Origin of the sequence: Bacillus cereus group sp. Bce019 (genome assembly GCF_051781745.1) — a bacterium.
Taxonomy (GTDB): Bacteria; Bacillota; Bacilli; order Bacillales; family Bacillaceae_G; genus Bacillus_A; species Bacillus_A cereus.
This window is the reverse complement of the sequence record NZ_JBPWJX010000001.1, coordinates 1-20,093: the sequence shown is the minus strand read 5'-3', so window position 1 is coordinate 20,093 and position 20,093 is coordinate 1. Positions and strand designations below refer to the sequence as shown.

Genomic DNA, 20,093 nt, shown 5'->3' with positions numbered 1-20,093 from the left:
ATTCTTCTTTATATAAAGAAGATATGTATGGAAAGTTGATATAAATATGCCCTCACCTATATATAGATGAGGTTGCATGTTTCATTGTATTCGATAGGAAGGGAAAAAATCCCTTCCTACCGTATATCTTTTACTATGCTATTACAAATTTACTTTTTGTTCAAGAATTGTTGCAATTTTTGTCACCATAATATCAATTGCAACGTGGTTTTGTCCACCTTCAGGGATAATAATATCCGCAAATTTCTTAGAAGGCTCAATAAATTGATTGTGCATTGGACGTACAACATTTACGTACTGATCAATAACTGAATCCATCGTACGACCGCGCTCTTTAATATCACGCTGCATGCGACGCAGAATACGAAGGTCAGCATCCGTATCAACGAATAATTTAATGTCCATTAACTCGCAAAGACGTGGGTCTTCTAAAATAAGAATTCCTTCTAAAATGATTACATCTTTCGGCTCAACTGGAATAATTTCTTCTGAACGCGTATGCAATGTATAGTCATATACAGGCTTATCAATTTGCTCATATGCAAGCAACTGCTGCAAATGTTCAATTAACAGATCATTATCAAACGCAAGCGGATGATCATAATTTGTTTTTAAACGCTCTTCCATTGGTAAATGGCTTTGATCTTTGTAATAATAATCTTGCTCTAAGATTAAAATAGAATGACCTTTAAAATGGTCAAAAATCGCTTTCGTTACACTCGTTTTACCTGATCCCGAACCACCAGCAATTCCAATTACAACAGGCTTATTCGTCCCCATTCGACTATCACTCTTTCTTATTGAAGTATGCTTTTGCGCATCATATTATTCACATACACTCGTTGATCCACTTTGAATTTCACGATTTGCAACGGATGTCTCGCTGCATCTAATTCGTTTCCATCCTCATCCCAAATTTTCTCCACCGTTTGCGTAAAGTTTTCTATTTCTGGCCCAAAGAACTCCACTTCATGTCCTGGTTTGAAATGATTACGTTGCTCAATCGTTACGATGCCCGTTTCTTCATTATAATCTAACACTAAACCAGCAAAATCATACGTTGTTTTCTTACTATGATTTCCAAACATTTGCTCTTGATGTCCTGGAACCCCTTCAAAGAATGCAGGAGCTGTATCACGATTTGCACATTTATCAAGCTCATCTAACCATTCTTGTTTAAACTCAAAGTTATCTGGATCCGCACAATAAGCATCAATTACTTTACGATATACAGTTGCTACAGTCGCTACGTAATGGATTGATTTCATACGTCCTTCTACCTTTAAGCTATCGATTCCGATTTCAATCATTTTCGGAATTGATAAAATTAAATTTAAATCTTTTGGACTCATCGCAAAGTGAGCATCTCCTTCTTGGAATAGAGGAAGCTCTTTTGCATCTTTATGTTGTGATACTGTTTGAACTAAATCATAATCCCAGCGGCAAGATTGGCAACAACCACCACGATTAGAATCACGCGCTGTCATATGGTTACTTAATGTGCATCTTCCTGAATATGCGATACACATTGCACCATGTACGAATGCTTCAATTTCAATATCCACTTTTTCTTTAATTTCTTTCATTTCTTCATAGCTTGCTTCACGAGCTAATACAAGACGATGTAAACCTTCTTCTTTCCAATACTGTGCTGCTTTCCAGTTGGATAGTGATTGCTGTGTACTTAAATGCACCTCAACAGAAGGCGCTACGCGTTTACAAGTCTCAATGATAAGCGGATCAGCAACGATAATTCCCGTTACGCCAGCTTTTTCAATCCCTTTTAAATATTCCTCTAGCCCGTCCATATTTTCATTATGTGCAAAGATATTTGTTGTTACGTATATTTTTGCTCCATACTTCTTTGCAAACTCAACGCCTTCTGCCATTTCTTCTAGCGTAAAGTTACCTGCATTCGAACGAAGACCAAATTCTTGTCCACCTAAATATACAGCATCTGCCCCGTAATGGATAGCTACTTTTAATTTTTCTAAGTTACCCGCAGGGATTAACAGTTCAGGTTTCTTCACAATAACACGTTTGCCATCGATCACTCGTGAAATTTCTTGTACAGTCATTTCCTACACCCTCCTCGTTTAGTAAACCGTTTCTTTAAAGAAGAATCCTGTATCTAACGGACGATTTACTGGTTGCATTTCTTCTATTTCTTTATATAGATCATCTTTCACGTCATAATATGCATCACGATCTTCTACGCATAAATCAATCGCTTGACGATATTTCTTCGTTACTTCAATAATGTATTCAGAGCTTTTTAGTACACCGTCGATTTTTAAGCTATCAACTTCAGCTTCGATTAGTTCCTCTAATTCATCGATGAAACAAATATCGTTCGGACTCATAATGTGAGTACCATTTTCATCTTCATAAATTGGATATTTATTGTTACGCTCTGGGTCATATAAGAACATATTCTCTTCATATTTTTTCTTTTCAATGTCAAGATTACGTCCTTGATACTCAAAGTAGTTTCCTACTAATGAACGCTTCGATTGGAACATACAAGTCATACCGTGAATTTGTACTTCTAGTTCCACTTCAGCATTTTCTTTTAAATCAACAATTTCATCTAAGCTCAGCTCACGAGCTAATACAGCGCGCTTCGCTCCTCTTTGTCCCCAGTAGTTACAAGTGAACCAGTTTGTTGCTGTCGTTTCTGTATTCCAGTGCAACTGCATATTTGGTGCTACTTCGCGAACAGCCATTAATACCGCTGGATCTCCGAAAACAATTGCATCTACATTTACTTCGTTTAAAAATGAAACGTAATCTGTTAATTCTTCTACTTTATCGTTGTGGAACATAGCGTTCATGGCTACGTATACTTTCACACCATTTTCATGTGCAATCTTCACAGTTTGTTTTACATCTTCACGTGAAAACTCCCCTGCTAAACGTAAACCAAACTTTTGCTCACCGATCATTACCGCATCTGCTCCTGCTTTCGCAAGAGGTTCGATATCCGCCACCGCTCTTGGCGTTACTAACAATTCAGGTTTCTTCATACCTTGGTCACCCTCTCTTTTTACTAACAGCTACTCCATCACCAATTGGGAAAATCGTTGTATCATATCCTTCATGATTCATAAGCCACTCATTGTACGTCTTAATACGACGGATTAAACCACGTGTACGTCTGTTTTCAATTTTCTCTTTTGTCGTTACAAGACCGTGGTACATAACATTATCTGAAATAATTACTCCACCAGGATTTAATAACGGTTCATATAAGTCAAAAAAGCGACGATACTGTCCTTTTGCTGCATCAATAAAAATAACGTCAAATGTCCCGTGTTCTTTTACTTGTTCACCTGTCTCTAACGCATCACCGTAAATAACTGAAATACGATCTGTTACTGGGGAACGTTCTATATATTCAAGTGCTTTTTCATATCTCTCACGATTGCGCTCAACTGTCACAATACGTGAATTTGGAATAGCTTGCATCATACGAATACTAGAATAACCGATTGCTGTTCCAAGTTCTAAAATGCTTTTCGGTCCAATTAAACGTAAAAATTGCAGCATAAATTCCATTCCAAGTCGATCCATAATCGGCACATGATTTTCTGTTGCATATTCTTCCATTTCAAGAATTAATTTATCTTTCGGATCAATAAATGATAATAGGTACTCGTTAACTGCATCCTCCATAAATGGTCCTCCTTATTTACATGGAGAAGTGCCTCTATGACGTCTTTTCACACATAGAATGCAATAAAAATACAAGCCAGCTTTACCCTTAGCTTGTACGTCCCGTTTTGATATTAAAAACGATTCTTCTGCCAGTTTTTAACCCGATATATTTTACCACAAAAAAGAGGGATGTGCGACTTTTTTCGCTATCCCTCCCCATTTCACTGTTTTTTCGTAATGTATTTTTGCTTTAATGCATTATGCTCTTCTAATGTTTTCGCATAATACACTTCACCACTTGGTGCAGCTAAGAAATAATAATAATCTGTTTGCGCAGGTTCTAACGCAGCTTCCACTGAATGTTTACCAGAGTTTGCGATCGGCCCTACCGGCAATCCTTTTACAACATACGTATTATACGGTGAGTTGACCTTTAAATCTTCGTATAATACACGTTGTTTATGCTTTCCAAGTGCATATAATACCGTTGGATCCGTTTGAAGTGGCATACCTTTTGTTAAACGATTATAAAAGACACTAGAGATCTTTTGACGATCTGTAAAACCAGTTGCCTCTTCTTCAATAAGTGAAGATAATGTTAAAAGCTGATGAACATCCCAATTCTTCGCTTTCATTTTCGCCTCATTTTGAACAATGATTGCATTTGTTTTCTCAAGCATTGGAATTACAATTTCTTCTAACGTCATATCTTTCTTATAAAACGAATACGTTACAGGATATAAATAACCTTCTAATGGGTATTTAATATTACTATCAAAGATTTTATCTGTTAATAACTTCGGATACTTTTGCTGCATTTTTTGAATAAATGCTTTATCGTTTAATTGACGCGTAACATCATCTTTATTCCACTTTAATTCTGTCGCAATCGTTTCTGCAATTTCAGTTACTTGCGCCCCTTCTTTAATCGTCACTTTATAAAGAGCTGGACGATGCACGTTGCCAGATGACATTTGTTCGATCACATCTTCAGCATTCATTGAAGGATTTAATAAATATGTACCTGCTTGTAAACTTTTCGATTTAGCCTTTGTATAAAAACTAAAAACTGTACCGTTTTTTACAGCGCCTTTTTCTTCTAAAATTTCTCCAATTTTACTTGTAGATGATCCTTTCGGAATTTCTACTTCAATCTCTTTTTTATTCCCGCTATCAACTGGTCCTAATGCGGATGAAATATACGCATAGACTGAACCACAAACTAAAAGCAGTGCAATAATCGAAAATAAAAAGATGCGTCTACGCTTCTTTTTCACTTGATTCTCTATCAAAACATTTCCTCCTTACTTAATTGTAGACCGTATGTACACCTTTCTATACAGCACGATGTAAAAACGCAACAAATTCACTTATCTTTTTTAATTGACACTTTATTTTTCTACAATCCGTCTCATTATACTACAAAGACTTACACAGTTTCGACAAAAAATCTTTCATTTTACATATAAATACAAAAAAAGATGGACTGTATGTCGTCCATCTTTTCAGTACTTATTATTCAGCTTCTTGCTCATCAGCTAGAGTGTTGAACATTTCTTGTACCATTTCCCACTCTTCTTCAGATTCGATTGGAAGTAAAGTTCCGCCCTCTTCCTCATTTTGCTCATAAGCCATTGCATCATAAATTTGGTCTCCATCTTCGTCTACTTCACCGATTGGAGAGAAGACTACGTATGATTTTTTGCCAAATTTTTCAGCGTCAAAAGTGAAAATAATTTCACATAAATGTTCGTTACCTTTTTCGTCTACAATTGTAATTTGATTTTCTTCCATTTTGGTCACCTCTTATTTACTATCTAAAAATCCTTGTAAGATTACGACTGCAGCCATCTTATCAATTACTTGCTTTCGCTTCTTACGGCTTACATCGGCTGAAATGAGTAGACGTTCCGCTGCCATTGTTGACAAACGCTCGTCCCACATTACAACGTCTAATTGTAACAGCTCTCGTAGGTTTTCTGCAAATTGTTGGCACGCTTCGCCACGTGGGCCAATTGTACCATTCATATTTTTAGGTAAACCTACTACTATTTTGTCCACATTGTACTGTTTTACTAACTCAGAAATACGATCAAAACCAAAGTGACCTCGTTCTTCGTTAATCTTAATTGTTTCTAATCCTTGTGCTGTCCAGCCCATTTCGTCGCTAATTGCAACTCCGACTGTTTTTGTACCTACATCTAAACCTAATATCCGCATAAACTACTCCTCACGATGATGTTTCAAGTAAGACTTCACAAGCTCTTCAATTAACTCATCACGTTCAAGCTTGCGAATGATGCTACGTGCATCTTTATGGCGAGGTATGTATGCTGGGTCTCCACTTAATAAATAACCGACGATTTGGTTAATCGGATTATAGCCTTTTTCTTGAAGTGCATCATACACAGTTAAAAGTACATCATTTACATGGACACTCTGTTTTTCATCTTGAATGCTAAACTTCATTGTTTTATCAAAACCGTCCATTTCAAGCACCTCACTTATATAGTAAGTATAGGGAGAAGAACTTCTCCTCTCCCTACCATTGTACACTACTATCTCTTTATTTTGAAACAGATTTAACGTACTCTTGTACAAATGCTAAAGCTTCTTCGACTTGAGCTGGGTTTTTACCGCCTGCTTGTGCCATATCAGGACGGCCACCACCGCCACCGCCGCAACGAGAAGCTACTTCTTTCACAAGTTTACCAGCATGGTAACCTTGGCTAATTAAGTCTTTCGTTACACCTGCTAGGATGTTTACTTTATCGTCATTAACAGACGCTAATACAACAACTGCTGACTCTAATTTATTTTTCAGATCATCCATCATCGTACGTAAGTTGTTCATATCTGCAACATTTACTTTCGCTGCTAATACATTCACACCATCAACTGTCATTACAGAATCAGTTAAGTTTCCAGCTTCGATATTGCTTAATTTCGCAGCAAGAGATTCATTTTCTTTTTGCAGTTGTTTCACTTCAGCAAATAGACCATCAACTCTTGTTAAAATATCTTTCGGATTTGTTTTCATTTTTCCTGCTGCTTCTTTTAATAAACCTACTTGATCGTTCATTAATTCGTATGCAGACTTACCAGTTACTGCTTCAATACGACGAGTTCCTGCACCAATACCAGACTCAGCAACGATTTTGAAAATACCGATAGAAGCTGTATTATCAACGTGACAACCACCACAAAGCTCTAAGCTGTAATCGCCAACTTGTACAACGCGTACAACATCTCCGTATTTTTCACCGAATAATGCCATTGCGCCCATTTCTTTCGCTTCTTCGATTGCTTTTTGAGAAATCTCAACATCAATACTTTCCCAAATTTTTTCGTTTACCATACGCTCAATTTTTTCTAATTCGTCAGCTTGTACTTGACCGAAGTGAGAGAAGTCAAAACGTAGACGTTCAGAAGTTACAAGAGAACCTGCTTGGTTAACGTGTGTTCCAAGTACGTCTTTTAATGCTTGGTGTAGTAAGTGAGTTGCTGTATGATTTTTTACAACGCTACTACGGTTTTTCGTATCGATAATAGCTTTTACAGCCGCATCTTTCGTTAATGTACCTTCTTCAACAACAACTTTATGCAAGTTTTGGCCGTTTGGTGCTTTTTGTACGTCTTTTACAAGAACTTTCACACCATCTGCAAGAAGGTAACCACGGTCTGCAATTTGTCCACCACTCTCAGCATAGAATGGTGTTACATCAAGAATTAACTGTCCTTCTTCACCAGCTTGTAAGCTGTCTGTGTATTCGCCGTTTTTCACAAGTGCAACAACGTTACTTTCTGTTGCAACTGTACCGTAACCAACGAATTCGCTCGCTACTTTAATTTCTCCAAGGACACCACCTTGAACTTGCATAGAATCAACGTCTTGACGAGCAGCACGTGCACGCTCACGTTGTTTTTCCATTTCATTTTCAAAACCTTCATGATCAACTGTCATGCCAGCTTCTTCTGCATATTCTTCTGTTAATTCAATTGGGAAACCGTATGTGTCATATAGACGGAACGCATCTACTCCAGAAATAACAGTTGTTTTTTCTTCTTTTGCTTTTGCAATTACTTCAGCTAAAATCGCTTCACCATCATGAAGTGTTTCATGGAAACGCTCTTCTTCGTTCTTCACAACTTTCGCAATGAAATCTTTCTTTTCAAGTACTTCTGGATAGAAGTCTTTCATTACTTCTCCAACAACCGGTACTAATTCAAACATAAATGGACGGTTGATGTTTAATTTCTTCGAATAACGAACAGCGCGGCGTAATAAACGACGTAATACATAACCACGGCCTTCGTTAGATGGAAGAGCACCGTCACCAACAGCGAATGTTACTGTACGGATATGGTCAGCAATTACTTTGAATGCCATATCTTTTTCTAAATCGCCATTACGATATTTTTCACCAGAAATTGTTTCTGTTGCACCAATCATCGGCATGAATAGGTCTGTATCAAAGTTCGTAGGTACATCTTGAACGATAGATGTCATACGCTCTAGACCCATCCCTGTATCAATGTTTTTCTTAGGAAGTGGTGTATATGAACCGTCTGGATTATGGTTAAATTGAGAGAATACAAGGTTCCATACTTCTAAGTAACGCTCGTTTTCTCCGCCTGGATATAATTCTGGGTCACTAAAGTCATTACCGTAAGCTTCTCCGCGGTCATAGAAAATCTCTGTATTCGGTCCACTTGGTCCTTCACCGATATCCCAGAAATTTTCTTCTAAGCGAATAATACGCTCTTTTGGAACGCCCATTTTCTCATTCCAAATTGTGAATGCTTCTTCATCTTCTGGATGGATTGTAACTGATAGTAATTCTTTATCGAATCCGATCCATTTGTCGCTCGTTAAGAATTCCCAAGCCCATGTAATTGCTTCTTCTTTGAAGTAATCACCAATTGAGAAGTTTCCTAACATTTCAAAGAATGTATGGTGACGAGCTGTTTTCCCTACGTTTTCAATATCGTTTGTACGAATTGATTTTTGAGCATTTGTAATACGTGGATTTTGTGGGATTACACGTCCATCAAAATATTTTTTTAATGTAGCTACACCACTATTAATCCATAGAAGAGATGGATCTTCATGCGGAACTAGTGATGCACTAGGTTCTACTGCATGTCCTTTTTCTTGGAAAAAGTCTAAAAACATTTGACGAATTTGTGCGCCTGTTAGTTGTTTCATTGTATTTTCCTCCTTAAATATAAAAAACTCCCGTCCCTATAAAAGGGACGAGAGTTAACTCGCGATACCACCCTAATTATGAATTGATTACAATAACAATCAATTCATCACCTCATGGTGCCGTAACGTGGCAAGACGGCAGTGATTAGCTGCTCTCAGGATTAGCTTTCTGTTACCCTTCATTTAAAGCTTCTTTCAGCCATGTGGAAGCTTCTCTCTAGAAATGGACTGTAACGTACTTGTTCCGTCATTGATTTAATGTATTATATGACTAAATATAATAGAATTCTCTTAAGTTTGTCAATGTAGATAATTATTTATATTGTATTAATTGCTTATTAATCATAGGTATTCTACTATTCATTCTTAACAGCCTTTTCATATATTATGCGTTTATTAACAAATCGGAATCTCCTTACAAGAATGATTTATAAAAATTTCTAAATATTACTTTTTTTTGCTATAATTAAATTATTGTTAATAAAATAAAGGAGCGAGCACAATGACAACCTTACTTAGCAAAGCTAAAAACATATTAGCGACTGACGAAACGATATTATTTTACGCAGCATGTTCATTAGACATATTTATTTATCGTTCCGTCGCAAGGCCAGGATTGCTAATTTTAACGAACAAAAGACTATTCTTTTATGGGCCAGATGTAAGTAAGAATCCAATATTTGAAGAGTACTCTTTCGCAAAAATTTCTAATCTAAAAGAACAAAAGCGTCTTTTCAACAATCAAATTATATTTATGTATGATAACGAATGGAAAAAAATAAAACATATTCAAACAAATGATGTGAGCTCCCTCATTCAAAAAATACACGAGCAACTTTCTAAATAAATATATGATTAGCCCTCTATTTCTTACATAGAGGGCTTCTATACTTACACATCTTCTTTTTTCAAGAGCGGTCTCACATGAACAATGACAGTGCGAATAACTGCTAAAATCGGAACCGATATTAGCAATCCTACAATCCCAGCTACCTCTCCCCCAACTAGTAAGGCAAGCATAATAATAACGGGATGCATACGAAGTGACTTACCAACGATGTAAGGCGATAAAATGTTACTCTCCACAAATTGCAAAATCGCAATCGTGATCCCCGCCTTAATAAGTAAACTCGTTGATACTGTTGCTGCAATCATTAACGTCGGGATCGCTCCTAAAATAGGACCGAAGTATGGGATTATATCCGTTACCCCAATAATAATGCCAAGCAATAATGGATATTTCATACCGATAAACCAAAAAGAAAGAGCTGATACTCCCCCTAATACTAAACAAACAAATAACTGTCCTCGAATATAGCTTCCAAGTGACTTATCAATTTCTTTCGCAAGCATTTGCCCCGTACCTCGCCATTTACTTGGGACTAGTTTCCAAAAGATATGATAAAACTCACCATAATCTTTTAATATGTAAAATACAATGAACGGTATTAAGAAAATAATGAGCAATGAATCGAGTACACCACGAGCTGTACTCATCACTTTATTTAAAAGCGCTTGAATCTTCGTTTCCACACCCACAAAAAGTTGTTTCACCTTTTCATGAATGAACGAAGGGAAATTAGCTGTTTGTTCTGTAACGCCATCCATCCACAAATCGTACATCTTTGTAAACTGGGGAAATTGTTCATTAATCTCTTGTAACTGTTTAATAACGACTGGTGTTCCTTTATAAATCCCATAACCAATTCCGCCAAAGAAAAGGATATAAATGAGCAAAATGGCAAGTGTACGGGGCATCCCTTCCTTATGAATTTTTTCAATTAAAGGGTGTAATAAATACGCAATAAAACACGCGATAAGAAACGGCGTGATTGCTACTTTAAATACAAAAATAATCGGTGCCCATAGCGGCTTAATTTTTAAAAAGACGAGCAGACAAAGAAAAACAAGTAACAATAATCCTAAACGATATATCCAAATGATTTTAAGATTCTTCACATGAAAAACCTCCTCCACCTTTATTTTGAAAATAAATGGGGTAGGTTATGTGCGAAACTTTTAAAATCTTTTCATACGGACCATACTGTTTTTTAAAGACGTACATATAAATAACATAACAAGGACAACCACCCCTGAGAATACAGCATGAATTAATATAATCAGGAGGGCTAATTATGGTTTTGTTTATGCTTGGATTATCAGCACTTTTTATGATTCTTGAATGGATTTGTATCGGGTTCGGTATTTGGAAGGGGTTCTTTATTCATTCCTCACGTAAAGAAAAAGCGAAGCAATTATGGCAGTATGGAATACTTGGCGTTGGCTGCTACGGTCTATCTTATCTTTTCTCAGAGATCGGACTTTTTTATTTGCATATGGGTGCATAAAAAAACTCCCTTGTAGACAAGGGAGTTTTTCAATTTATCGAAATGATTATAAGTAAGACTTAATCATCTTACGTGCTTTTTTCATATTGCGTTTTGAAAATACATCTTGTTTACGAGCATATTGATATGCTGCAGCTCCAACACCTAATGCGATTAATGAATTGCGTAGATTCAAAGTAAATCCCCCTTTTCGTTATCCGATCGTTCTTTCATTCTCATCAAATAAATCATCAAGAGAGCTTAATGAACCGTCTTCCTCAACTTGATGTGTATGGATTTTCCCCTTTGAAACCGATAATTCGATATAACAATTCCAGCAATAAAATTGGTTGACACCTATTTTTCCAATGTCTTTCCCTTTGCAATTTGGACAAATGAACATATGGCTTTCATCTCCTTACAGTCTCCCAGATTCTATTCGCCATTATGTCCAAACTGCATTCATTTATACATTACTGGAGCCTTTCAACGCTATGCGTTTGAAAGTTTCACTATATAATTTCACCTTGTTACATGAAATCATACGGTGAAATGTTTTCCACGTCCATTTCCTCGCCATTAACTGTGACCATCTGTACTTCTCCTTGTGATTCTTGCAAGCGACTAGCTAAAGTTGTTTGACGCATTGCATCATCAAGGCGATTTACACCAGATTGGAAAGCTGCTTCCTCCCCGCAAATAATAAGGAACTTCTTACTTCTTGTAATGCCCGTGTAAATTAAATTACGACGTAACATACGGTTGTAACTTTTCACGATTGGCATAATAACAATCGGAAATTCACTACCTTGTGATTTATGAATGGAACAACAATATGCATGCGTAATTTGATTTAAATCGGGCTTCGTATACGTTACCTCAATTCCATCAAATGAAACGATAATCATATCTTGTTGCTCAACGTTTTCTTTTGCATAAAACACCGAAACAATTTCCCCAATATCACCATTAAACACTTGGCTCTCCGGCTGATTCACGAGTTGCAGTACTTTATCACCTCTTCGGTACACAACATCACCGTAAGCAATTTCTTTACTCTTTTCCCTCTTCGGATTAAATACTTGTTGCAGCGCTTCGTTTAATACATTAATACCAGCAGGCCCGCGGTACATCGGTGCTAATACTTGAACATCCCTTGCACTAAAGCCTTTTGTTTTAGCATTTTCGCAAACTTTTTTCACAACCTCAACAATTTGAGCCCCTGTACAGCTGATAAACGAACGATCTTTTTTGTTTTGCGCTAAATCTGGTGGTAGAGTTCCATTTTTTATCGCATGGGCAAGTTGAATCACTGATGAGCCTTCCGCTTGACGATAAATTTCAGTAAGCTTCACTGTCGGAACTGCGCCTGCATTTAATAAATCTTTTAATACTTGTCCAGGTCCTACAGATGGCAACTGATCTTCATCACCTACAACGATAACTTGAATATTCGTCGGCAACGACTTAAATAGCTGATTTGCAAGCCAAATATCAACCATTGAAAATTCATCGATAATAAGGAGCTTACCTTGGACAGGATCCGTTTCATTACGCTGGAAAGATCCTTCTGGCGTCCAACCAAGTAAACGGTGAATTGTGCAAGCTGGAAGTCCTGTCGATTCACTCATCCGCTTCGCTGCTCTTCCTGTTGGAGCTGTTAATAGTATTGGAAATGGATTATCATCACTGTATTCATTCGGATTTAACGATAATCCGTGAAGTGACGCATACATTTCAACAATCCCTTTAATAACTGTTGTTTTCCCTGTTCCTGGTCCACCTGTTAATAACATCATCGGTTTATGAAGTGCCGTTTGAATTGCTTCTTGCTGAAACGGTGCATATTGTACGTTCAGTTGTTCTTCAATTTCACCTAACGTTTTTAACACTTCCGCTTCTGGAAATGAAGGTGTTTCTTCTTGATTCATAAGCCTGCGAATAGACTTTACAACACCTTTTTCAGAGTAGAATAACGTTGCTAAATACACTCGTTCTTCTTCTATGATGACTTTCCCTTCACTTTGCATCGTTTCAATACAACCTATAATATCTTCCTCAGTCACTCTTCCTTCTTGATTGTTTAAAAGTGACATCGTTTCTCTTACAAGTTGATCTTTCCTCATATAAACATGACCAAGTTGTAATGAGACATTCTCTAATGTGTAAAAACATCCTGCTCGTACACGGTCGTCATGATTACCCGATATCCCTAACGCACGCCCTATATCATCCGCTCTTCCAAAACCAATCCCGTCCACTTCTTCAATAAGTTGATACGGATTATTACGAATCACTTCTAATGTCATCTCTTTATATTGCTGGTAAATCTTAATAGAAAGTTTCGTTCCAAAACCGTAGCCATTTAAAAAGCTCATTACTTTCTCTAATCCTTGATGTTCAACAATTGTCTCATATATTTCCTGAGCCTTTTGTTTATTAACAACACCATTTAATGCCTCAGGGTCATCCATAATTTTAGAAATAGCATGTTCTCCGAGATGGTCCACAATTTTTTCAGCTGTACGCTTTCCTATCCCTTTAAATAAATCACTCGCTAAATATTGCACCATACCTGCTTTTGTTTGCGGCAATTCTTTTTTAAATGTTTCAACCATATATTGTTTTCCATACTTTGGATGGTCCTTAAAATGACCAGTCAATGTAAACACTTCATCTTCATGCATGCGGGGAAAATGACCATTTATCATTACTTTCTTTTCGTCATACGTTTCATTCGTTTCGATGACTTTCATACTGACAACGGAATAGAGGTTTTCTTCGTTGTGGAAAATGGTATGAAGAACTTGCGCTTTTATAAACTTTTTCTCTTCCTCAAACAAATCCATTGCATGTTGATTTCCCATCTTTCCTCTCCTTTCCGATATTTTCACTTTAATGAGCAGTACATCCCCCACCTTTTTAGATGAGGGATAACTACCCATTAAACTATATTTTTATCTTATTCAGCTTCTTGCTCTAATAAACGAACGCCATTACCCGCTAAAAAGTGATCTGGCTGAATTTCAGTTGCTTTCTTAAATAAAGCGAGAGCCTTCTCATTATTTTCCTCAAATACGTACGCAACACCTAAATTGTAATACGCATCTGCATGCTCTTCATCCATTTCTAATACCTTTTCAAAATAAGGTTTCGCCTCTTGAACATGTTCTAATCGCGCGAAGCAAAGTCCGCACTGGAATACAGCTTCTACATCGTTTTCATCTAATTCTGTTGCTCTTTGTAAGAATGGTAGTGCAAGACGATCATTTCCAAGCTGTACATGTGTGATACCTAACATAAATGTTACATCAGCTGATTGTAATCCAGCTTGCATTGCTTGTTCAAATACAGCTTTCGCCTCAGTAAATTGCTCTTGGCCATAATATACATTTCCTAAACCATAATAGGCAGCTGCAGATTTATCATCTAACTCTAGTGCGCGTTTATAAAATAAAATCGCTCGCTCGCTATCACCTAATACGTCTAATAAATTTGCAAAATTAATGTATCCAAGCGCATCTTTCGGATTTTCTTCGATTGCTTCTGTAAAATTTTTAGCTGCTTCTTCCCAGTTTCCTTCTTGCATATATTGAATACCTGTTTCAAGTTTGTTTGACATGTCCTTCACCTCTACAACAAATTATAACAAAGAATGTATTTTCCAAGCGAACGAAAATTCGCTTTATGTAAAAGAAACCTCTAACCGCTAATCGGCAGAGGCTTCTCGTTTATCCTAAATAATCCAATTTCTTACCACTACGGTATACTTCATCAATTGTAGCACCGCCTAAGCACTCATCTCCATCATAGAAAACGACTGCTTGTCCTGGTGTAATTGCACGAATTGGCTCATCACAAAGAATACGAACTGTATTTTCATCAACGATTTGAACCGTTACTTTATTGTCTTCTTGACGATAACGGAATTTCGCCGTGCACTTAAATTCTGTTTCTTTTTCTTTGTTACTTACCCATCCTACATTCGTAGCAATAACTTCATCACCATATAGAAGTTCGTTATGGAATCCTTGATCAACATATAAAATGTTTTCTTTTAGATTTTTCCCAACAGCAAACCATGGATCACCATTACCACCAATTCCAAGGCCATGACGTTGTCCAATTGTATAATACATTAAACCGTCATGCTTCCCTTTCACTTCACCAGATAATGTTTGCATTACACCTGGTTGTGCCGGTAAGTAGTTACTTAAGAAATCTTTAAAGTTACGCTCACCAATGAAGCAAATACCTGTACTATCTTTTTTCGCCGCTGTCGCTAAGCCAGCTTCTTTCGCCATTTCACGAATTTGCGGTTTCTTTAATTCACCTAACGGGAACATTGTTTTTGATAATTGCTCTTGGCTTAATTGATTTAAGAAATATGTTTGATCTTTATTGTCATCAACGCCGCGAAGCATTTTATATTCGCCGTCCATATAAGCAACGCGTGCATAATGGCCTGTTGCCACATAATCCGCACCAAGCGCAATTGCATGCTCTAAAAATGCTTTAAATTTAATTTCTTTATTACACATTACATCTGGGTTTGGTGTACGACCAGCTCGATACTCATCTAAGAAGTACGTAAATACTTTATCCCAGTATTGTTTTTCAAAGTTTACTGCATAATACGGAATACCAATTTGGTTACACACTTCAATTACATCATTGTAATCTTCTGTTGCTGTGCAGACACCATTCTCATCTGTATCATCCCAGTTTTTCATAAAAATTCCGATTACATCATAACCTTGCTCTTTTAATAAAAGTGCTGCTACAGATGAATCGACGCCACCGGACATTCCGATGACAACGCGTGTTTCGTGAGGTAGTTTGTTCATCATGTCACCTCCCATGCTAATTTTGTGTTAATCGCTTCACGATTTTCACTGTTTCGTACGCCGCTTTTTCAATTTGCTCTTTCGTATTTCCAAGTCCAAAACTAAAGCGTACGGATGAACGTATTTGATCGGAGTCTTTTCCAAACATCGCTACTAATACATGTGATGGATCAATCGAACCAGCTGTACAAGCAGAACCGCTTGATACTGCAATGCCAGCAAGGTCTAAGTTCACAAGAAATGGTTCAATGTTCATTCCTGTAAAACTTACATTAAGTACATGCGGTAAGCGATGTTCTAAGTTTCCGTTTACCTCGAAAGTAATGCCTTCATTTTTGAAGACAGATACCATTATATCTTTAAACTCTTCATATTGGGCATTTTTTTGCTCACGAGTTTTTTCAGCTATAAGAATTGCATGCTGAAGCCCAGCAATACTAGGCACATTTTCCGTACCAGCACGGCGTTTTCTTTCTTGCTCTCCGCCTATTAATAACGGTTCAAATTTCACATTTGCACCAGCGTATAAGAACCCTACACCTTTTGGCCCATTAATTTTATGAGCTGAAATTGATAATAAATCAATTCCAAACTCTTTCACATTAATTTCTACTAAACCGTAAGCTTGTACCGCATCTGTATGGAAATAAGCTTGATGATCTTTTAGCAACTTTCCTATTTCCACAATTGGTTGCATTGTCCCTACTTCATTATTCCCAAACATAACAGATACAAGAATCGTCTCTTCTGTTAATGCCTTTTGTATGTCAGAAACTTGAATAAGCCCTGTTTCATCGACAGGTAAATATGTCACTTCAAACCCTTCACGCTCTAACAATTCGCACGTATGCAAAATCGCATGATGTTCAATTTGCGTCGTTATTATGTGGTTACCTTTATGACGGTTCGCACGTGCTACACCGATAAGCGCTAAATTATCAGCTTCTGTACCACCGCTCGTAAATATAATTTCATTCGGATTCGCATGAATGCTGCGTGCACACACTCGTCTCGCCTCATCTACTGCATGGCGAGTTTGACGTCCATAAAAGTGAATACTAGACGGGTTCCCGAATATTTCTGTCATATATGGAATCATCTTTTCGACCACTTCTGGGTGAGTCGGAGATGTCGCAGCATGATCTAAGTAAATGCGTTCCATTAAATCTCCTTCTTTCCAAATCGTTTCACAAGGAATTAAATGTAAAACATATAGCCCCCGTGATTTTCTTCCTCATAACGTACTAAATCTTCTAACGTTGTACTATCTAACACTTCTTGCACCGCATCACGAACACGCATCCATAACTGGCGCTGTGCTGGCTCTTCTTCTTCTATCATTTCTACAACACTAATCGGTCCCTCTAATACACGGATTACATCCCCAGCTGTAATGTTAGCCGGTTGATCAGATAATACATATCCGCCGTATGCCCCGCGCGTACTCTTTACAAGACGAGCGTTACGAAGTGGTGAAATTAATTGCTCTAAGTAATGCTCGGATAAGTCATGCGCCTGCGCAATTGATTTTAATGAAATCGGACCTTCACCAAACTTTTTTGCAAGATCAATCATAATTGTTAAGCCATAGCGGCCTTTTGTTGAAATCTTCATCTATTTTGCACCTCTTTTCAAATTTTCACTTCTATTGGTTATATCTTATTTATAAAGAGAACACAATTTAAAATCCTATGAAATTATAGCATAATATAGTATTATAAGAAATTTCAACTTGTGTATCAAAATGATAACATAAAATCACATTGAAAAACTCGGAAATTATTACAATTGAAAGAAAAATGAAAATATTAATCTTCATTTTTCCCATAAAACAGCATCCTATTTCAAATTCCGTAGAAAAAAATGATACGATAGAACGAGATTATATATTAAGGGAGACGGTCCAAATGAAACAACCACTCGCACATCGAATGCGCCCTACAAATATTCAAGAAATTATTGGGCAACAACATTTAGTTGGTGAAGGAAAGATTTTATGGCGAATGGTCCAAGCCAATCATTTTCAATCTATGATTTTATACGGTCCTCCAGGTACAGGAAAAACATCCATTGCCAGTGCAATTGCAGGAAGTACCGGTACCCCGTTTCGTCTATTGAACGCTGTTACTCACAATAAAAAAGATATGGAAGTTGTCGTACAAGAAGCGAAGATGCATCGACACCTCGTTTTAATTTTAGATGAAGTTCACCGTCTAGATAAAGCAAAGCAAGACTTTCTATTACCTCACTTAGAAAGCGGACTTCTTACTTTAATTGGTGCTACGACAAGTAATCCATTCCATGCAATAAACTCCGCTATTCGAAGCAGGTGTCAAATTTTCGAATTACACGCACTAACAGAAGAAGATATTTTAATTGGGTTAAAAAGAGCTTTAGAAGATAAAGAAAAAGGGCTTGGAGAATATGCAGTAACGGTAACAGATGAAGCACTACATCACTTTGCAAACGCCTCTGGTGGTGATATGCGTTCCGCTTATAACGCACTTGAGCTTGCTGTATTATCTAGCTTTACTACAGACGATCAAGCGGCTGAAATCACACTCGAGATTGCAGAAGAATGCTTACAAAAGAAGAGCTTCGTCCACGACAAAGGCGGCGATGCTCATTATGATGTATTATCAGCATTTCAAAAATCAGTGCGCGGAAGTGATGTAAATGCAGCACTCCATTATTTAGCACGCCTTATTGAAGCAGGTGATTTACAAAGCATTGGCAGACGCCTTCTTATTATGGCTTATGAAGATATTGGACTTGCTAGCCCACAAGCTGGACCACGTACACTAGCTGCAATTGAATCAGCTGAACGAGTTGGATTCCCAGAAGCACGCATCCCACTTGCAAATGCCGTTATCGAGCTATGCTTATCACCAAAATCAAATTCAGCTTATAAAGCACTTGATGCTGCATTACACGATTTACGCAACGGTCAAACAGGTGACATTCCAAGCCATTTAAAAGATAGTCATTACAAAGGCGCAGAATCACTTGGAAGAGGCATTGGATATTTATATCCGCACGACCATCCAAACGGCTGGGTAAGGCAACAATACTTACCTGATAAAATAAAAAGCAAGCAATATTATAAACCGAAAACGACAGGAAAATTTGAGCAAGCACTTTCTACTGTTTATGAAAGATTACAAACTTCGAATAAAACGAAAAATAAAGGGTAACATAAACGAAAACGTCACCATTATGGAGGCTTCGCTTATGAAAACACGTCAAGATGCATGGACAAAAGAAGATGATCTCCTTTTAGCAGAAACTGTTTTACGACATATTCGCAGCGGAAGTACACAAATAAAAGCATTTGATGAAGTTGGCGATGCGTTGAACCGGACTTCAGCAGCTTGCGGCTTTAGATGGAATGCTGAAGTAAGACCGAATTACGAAGATGCGGTGCAGCTTGCAAAAAAACAACGTAAAGAATTAAAACGTTCTGAAGCTAATATAGAAAAAAATCGGTTCACGAAAACGAAACAACTCGTAATTGACGCCGATTTTTCAGAAGATATTACGCCAAGTAAACAAGATCTTACAATGCAAAATGTCATTTCATTTTTACAAAATTTAGAACATAACAATCCTTCACTTGCAAAGTTGCAAACTGAAAATGATGTATTACAAGCTCAACTCACCTCTCTGCAAAAAACGAATCATGAACTTGAAACGAAATTAGCGGTACTCACAAAAAAACAACAAGCAATCGAAGAAGATTACGCGATGCTTGTTCGAATTATGGATCGTGCTCGAAAACTTGTTTCAGTCGAAGAGCAAGAAGAGCAAATTGCCCCGATTTTCAAAACCGATCAAAATGGGAATTTAGATATTATTTATTCTGCAGAGAATTAAAAACAGGGATGTCACTTTTTTAACTGAGTGACATCCCTGTTTGTTTTCGGTGAACCATATATAGATATCGGTAAATGAAATTATATTAACGGTTTTTCGAATATATCTATCACAACTTGCAATATATCAACGATTTTTCAAATTTATCTATCACAACTTGCAATATATCAACGATTTTTC

21 protein-coding genes and 1 other annotated feature are annotated in these 20,093 nt (G+C 37.1%); of the genes, 4 read left to right on the top strand and 17 right to left on the bottom strand.

The window, feature by feature from the left end; all coding sequences use genetic code 11:
* Positions 1-141 precede the first annotated feature (141 nt).
* From udk to alaS, 9 genes are all read right to left on the bottom strand, one after another.
* A complete protein-coding gene (gene udk / locus ACS2QP_RS00105) occupies positions 142-780 on the bottom strand; it encodes a uridine kinase (protein ID WP_000537078.1) in 639 nt (212 codons plus the stop codon).
* Between the two features lie 17 nt (positions 781-797).
* Positions 798-2,078, bottom strand: coding sequence for a peptidase U32 family protein (locus ACS2QP_RS00100; RefSeq protein WP_000217974.1), 1,281 nt, complete (start codon positions 2,076-2,078; stop codon positions 798-800).
* 18 nt (positions 2,079-2,096) lie between these two features.
* A complete protein-coding gene (locus ACS2QP_RS00095) occupies positions 2,097-3,026 on the bottom strand; it encodes a peptidase U32 family protein (protein ID WP_000742801.1) in 930 nt (309 codons plus the stop codon).
* A gap of 7 nt (positions 3,027-3,033) precedes the next feature.
* Positions 3,034-3,675, bottom strand: coding sequence for an O-methyltransferase (locus ACS2QP_RS00090; protein ID WP_000389102.1), 642 nt, complete (start codon positions 3,673-3,675; stop codon positions 3,034-3,036).
* Positions 3,676-3,878: 203 nt separating this feature from the next.
* The gene (gene mltG / locus ACS2QP_RS00085) at positions 3,879-4,949 is read right to left on the bottom strand and encodes an endolytic transglycosylase MltG (RefSeq protein WP_438882074.1); all 1,071 of its coding nucleotides are present in this window, start codon (positions 4,947-4,949) and stop codon (positions 3,879-3,881) included.
* 223 nt (positions 4,950-5,172) lie between these two features.
* On the bottom strand, positions 5,173-5,451 hold the full coding sequence (locus ACS2QP_RS00080) for a DUF1292 domain-containing protein (protein WP_000392247.1): 279 nt from the start codon (positions 5,449-5,451) through the stop codon (positions 5,173-5,175).
* Positions 5,452-5,463: 12 nt separating this feature from the next.
* Positions 5,464-5,877 carry a Holliday junction resolvase RuvX gene (gene ruvX / locus ACS2QP_RS00075; protein ID WP_001221193.1) on the bottom strand — a complete coding sequence of 138 codons (414 nt, stop codon included), beginning with the start codon at positions 5,875-5,877 and terminating at the stop codon, positions 5,464-5,466.
* Positions 5,878-5,880: 3 nt separating this feature from the next.
* Complete coding sequence (locus ACS2QP_RS00070) at positions 5,881-6,147, bottom strand: IreB family regulatory phosphoprotein (RefSeq protein WP_000348590.1); 267 nt, start codon at positions 6,145-6,147, stop codon at positions 5,881-5,883.
* Positions 6,148-6,223: 76 nt separating this feature from the next.
* On the bottom strand, positions 6,224-8,866 hold the full coding sequence (gene alaS / locus ACS2QP_RS00065) for an alanine--tRNA ligase (protein ID WP_000811825.1): 2,643 nt from the start codon (positions 8,864-8,866) through the stop codon (positions 6,224-6,226).
* A gap of 40 nt (positions 8,867-8,906) precedes the next feature.
* Positions 8,907-9,126: a binding site (T-box leader), on the bottom strand.
* Between the two features lie 242 nt (positions 9,127-9,368).
* On the opposite strand from alaS, the gene ACS2QP_RS00060 reads away from it, so the two are divergent.
* Entirely contained in the window at positions 9,369-9,713 is a 345-nt protein-coding gene (locus tag ACS2QP_RS00060; protein ID WP_000209577.1) for a PH domain-containing protein, read from the top strand.
* Between the two features lie 44 nt (positions 9,714-9,757).
* Here ACS2QP_RS00060 and ACS2QP_RS00055 read toward each other — a convergent pair whose 3' ends face one another.
* Positions 9,758-10,825 (bottom strand): AI-2E family transporter, encoded by a 1,068-nt coding sequence (locus ACS2QP_RS00055; RefSeq protein ID WP_438882073.1) that lies wholly within the window; start codon positions 10,823-10,825, stop codon positions 9,758-9,760.
* Between the two features lie 176 nt (positions 10,826-11,001).
* Between ACS2QP_RS00055 and ACS2QP_RS00050 the strand changes: the two genes are divergently transcribed.
* Complete coding sequence (locus tag ACS2QP_RS00050) at positions 11,002-11,214, top strand: hypothetical protein (protein ID WP_000242535.1); 213 nt, start codon at positions 11,002-11,004, stop codon at positions 11,212-11,214.
* A 46-nt stretch (positions 11,215-11,260) separates the two neighbouring features.
* Here ACS2QP_RS00050 and ACS2QP_RS00045 read toward each other — a convergent pair whose 3' ends face one another.
* The 7 genes from ACS2QP_RS00045 to cymR form a co-directional block, all read right to left on the bottom strand.
* Positions 11,261-11,389, bottom strand: a complete 129-nt coding sequence (locus tag ACS2QP_RS00045; protein WP_001053553.1) for a YrzQ family protein — start codon at positions 11,387-11,389, stop codon at positions 11,261-11,263.
* 18 nt (positions 11,390-11,407) lie between these two features.
* The gene (locus tag ACS2QP_RS00040) at positions 11,408-11,596 is read right to left on the bottom strand and encodes a hypothetical protein (protein WP_000469281.1); all 189 of its coding nucleotides are present in this window, start codon (positions 11,594-11,596) and stop codon (positions 11,408-11,410) included.
* Between the two features lie 127 nt (positions 11,597-11,723).
* Positions 11,724-14,060 carry an SF1B family DNA helicase RecD2 gene (gene recD2, locus ACS2QP_RS00035; RefSeq protein WP_000528082.1) on the bottom strand — a complete coding sequence of 779 codons (2,337 nt, stop codon included), beginning with the start codon at positions 14,058-14,060 and terminating at the stop codon, positions 11,724-11,726.
* Positions 14,061-14,155: 95 nt separating this feature from the next.
* The gene (locus ACS2QP_RS00030; protein ID WP_000066409.1) at positions 14,156-14,815 is read right to left on the bottom strand and encodes a tetratricopeptide repeat protein; all 660 of its coding nucleotides are present in this window, start codon (positions 14,813-14,815) and stop codon (positions 14,156-14,158) included.
* A gap of 109 nt (positions 14,816-14,924) precedes the next feature.
* Entirely contained in the window at positions 14,925-16,040 is a 1,116-nt protein-coding gene (mnmA, locus tag ACS2QP_RS00025; RefSeq protein ID WP_001038010.1) for a tRNA 2-thiouridine(34) synthase MnmA, read from the bottom strand.
* A 16-nt stretch (positions 16,041-16,056) separates the two neighbouring features.
* A complete protein-coding gene (locus ACS2QP_RS00020; RefSeq protein WP_000439881.1) occupies positions 16,057-17,202 on the bottom strand; it encodes a cysteine desulfurase family protein in 1,146 nt (381 codons plus the stop codon).
* A 35-nt stretch (positions 17,203-17,237) separates the two neighbouring features.
* Positions 17,238-17,654, bottom strand: coding sequence for a cysteine metabolism transcriptional regulator CymR (gene cymR / locus ACS2QP_RS00015; RefSeq protein ID WP_000704116.1), 417 nt, complete (start codon positions 17,652-17,654; stop codon positions 17,238-17,240).
* 293 nt (positions 17,655-17,947) lie between these two features.
* Between cymR and ACS2QP_RS00010 the strand changes: the two genes are divergently transcribed.
* Together ACS2QP_RS00010 and ACS2QP_RS00005 are read left to right on the top strand one after the other, a co-directional pair.
* Entirely contained in the window at positions 17,948-19,234 is a 1,287-nt protein-coding gene (locus ACS2QP_RS00010; protein ID WP_000812943.1) for a replication-associated recombination protein A, read from the top strand.
* A 37-nt stretch (positions 19,235-19,271) separates the two neighbouring features.
* Positions 19,272-19,913, top strand: coding sequence for an RsfA family transcriptional regulator (locus ACS2QP_RS00005; RefSeq protein WP_000857713.1), 642 nt, complete (start codon positions 19,272-19,274; stop codon positions 19,911-19,913).
* Positions 19,914-20,093 lie beyond the last annotated feature (180 nt).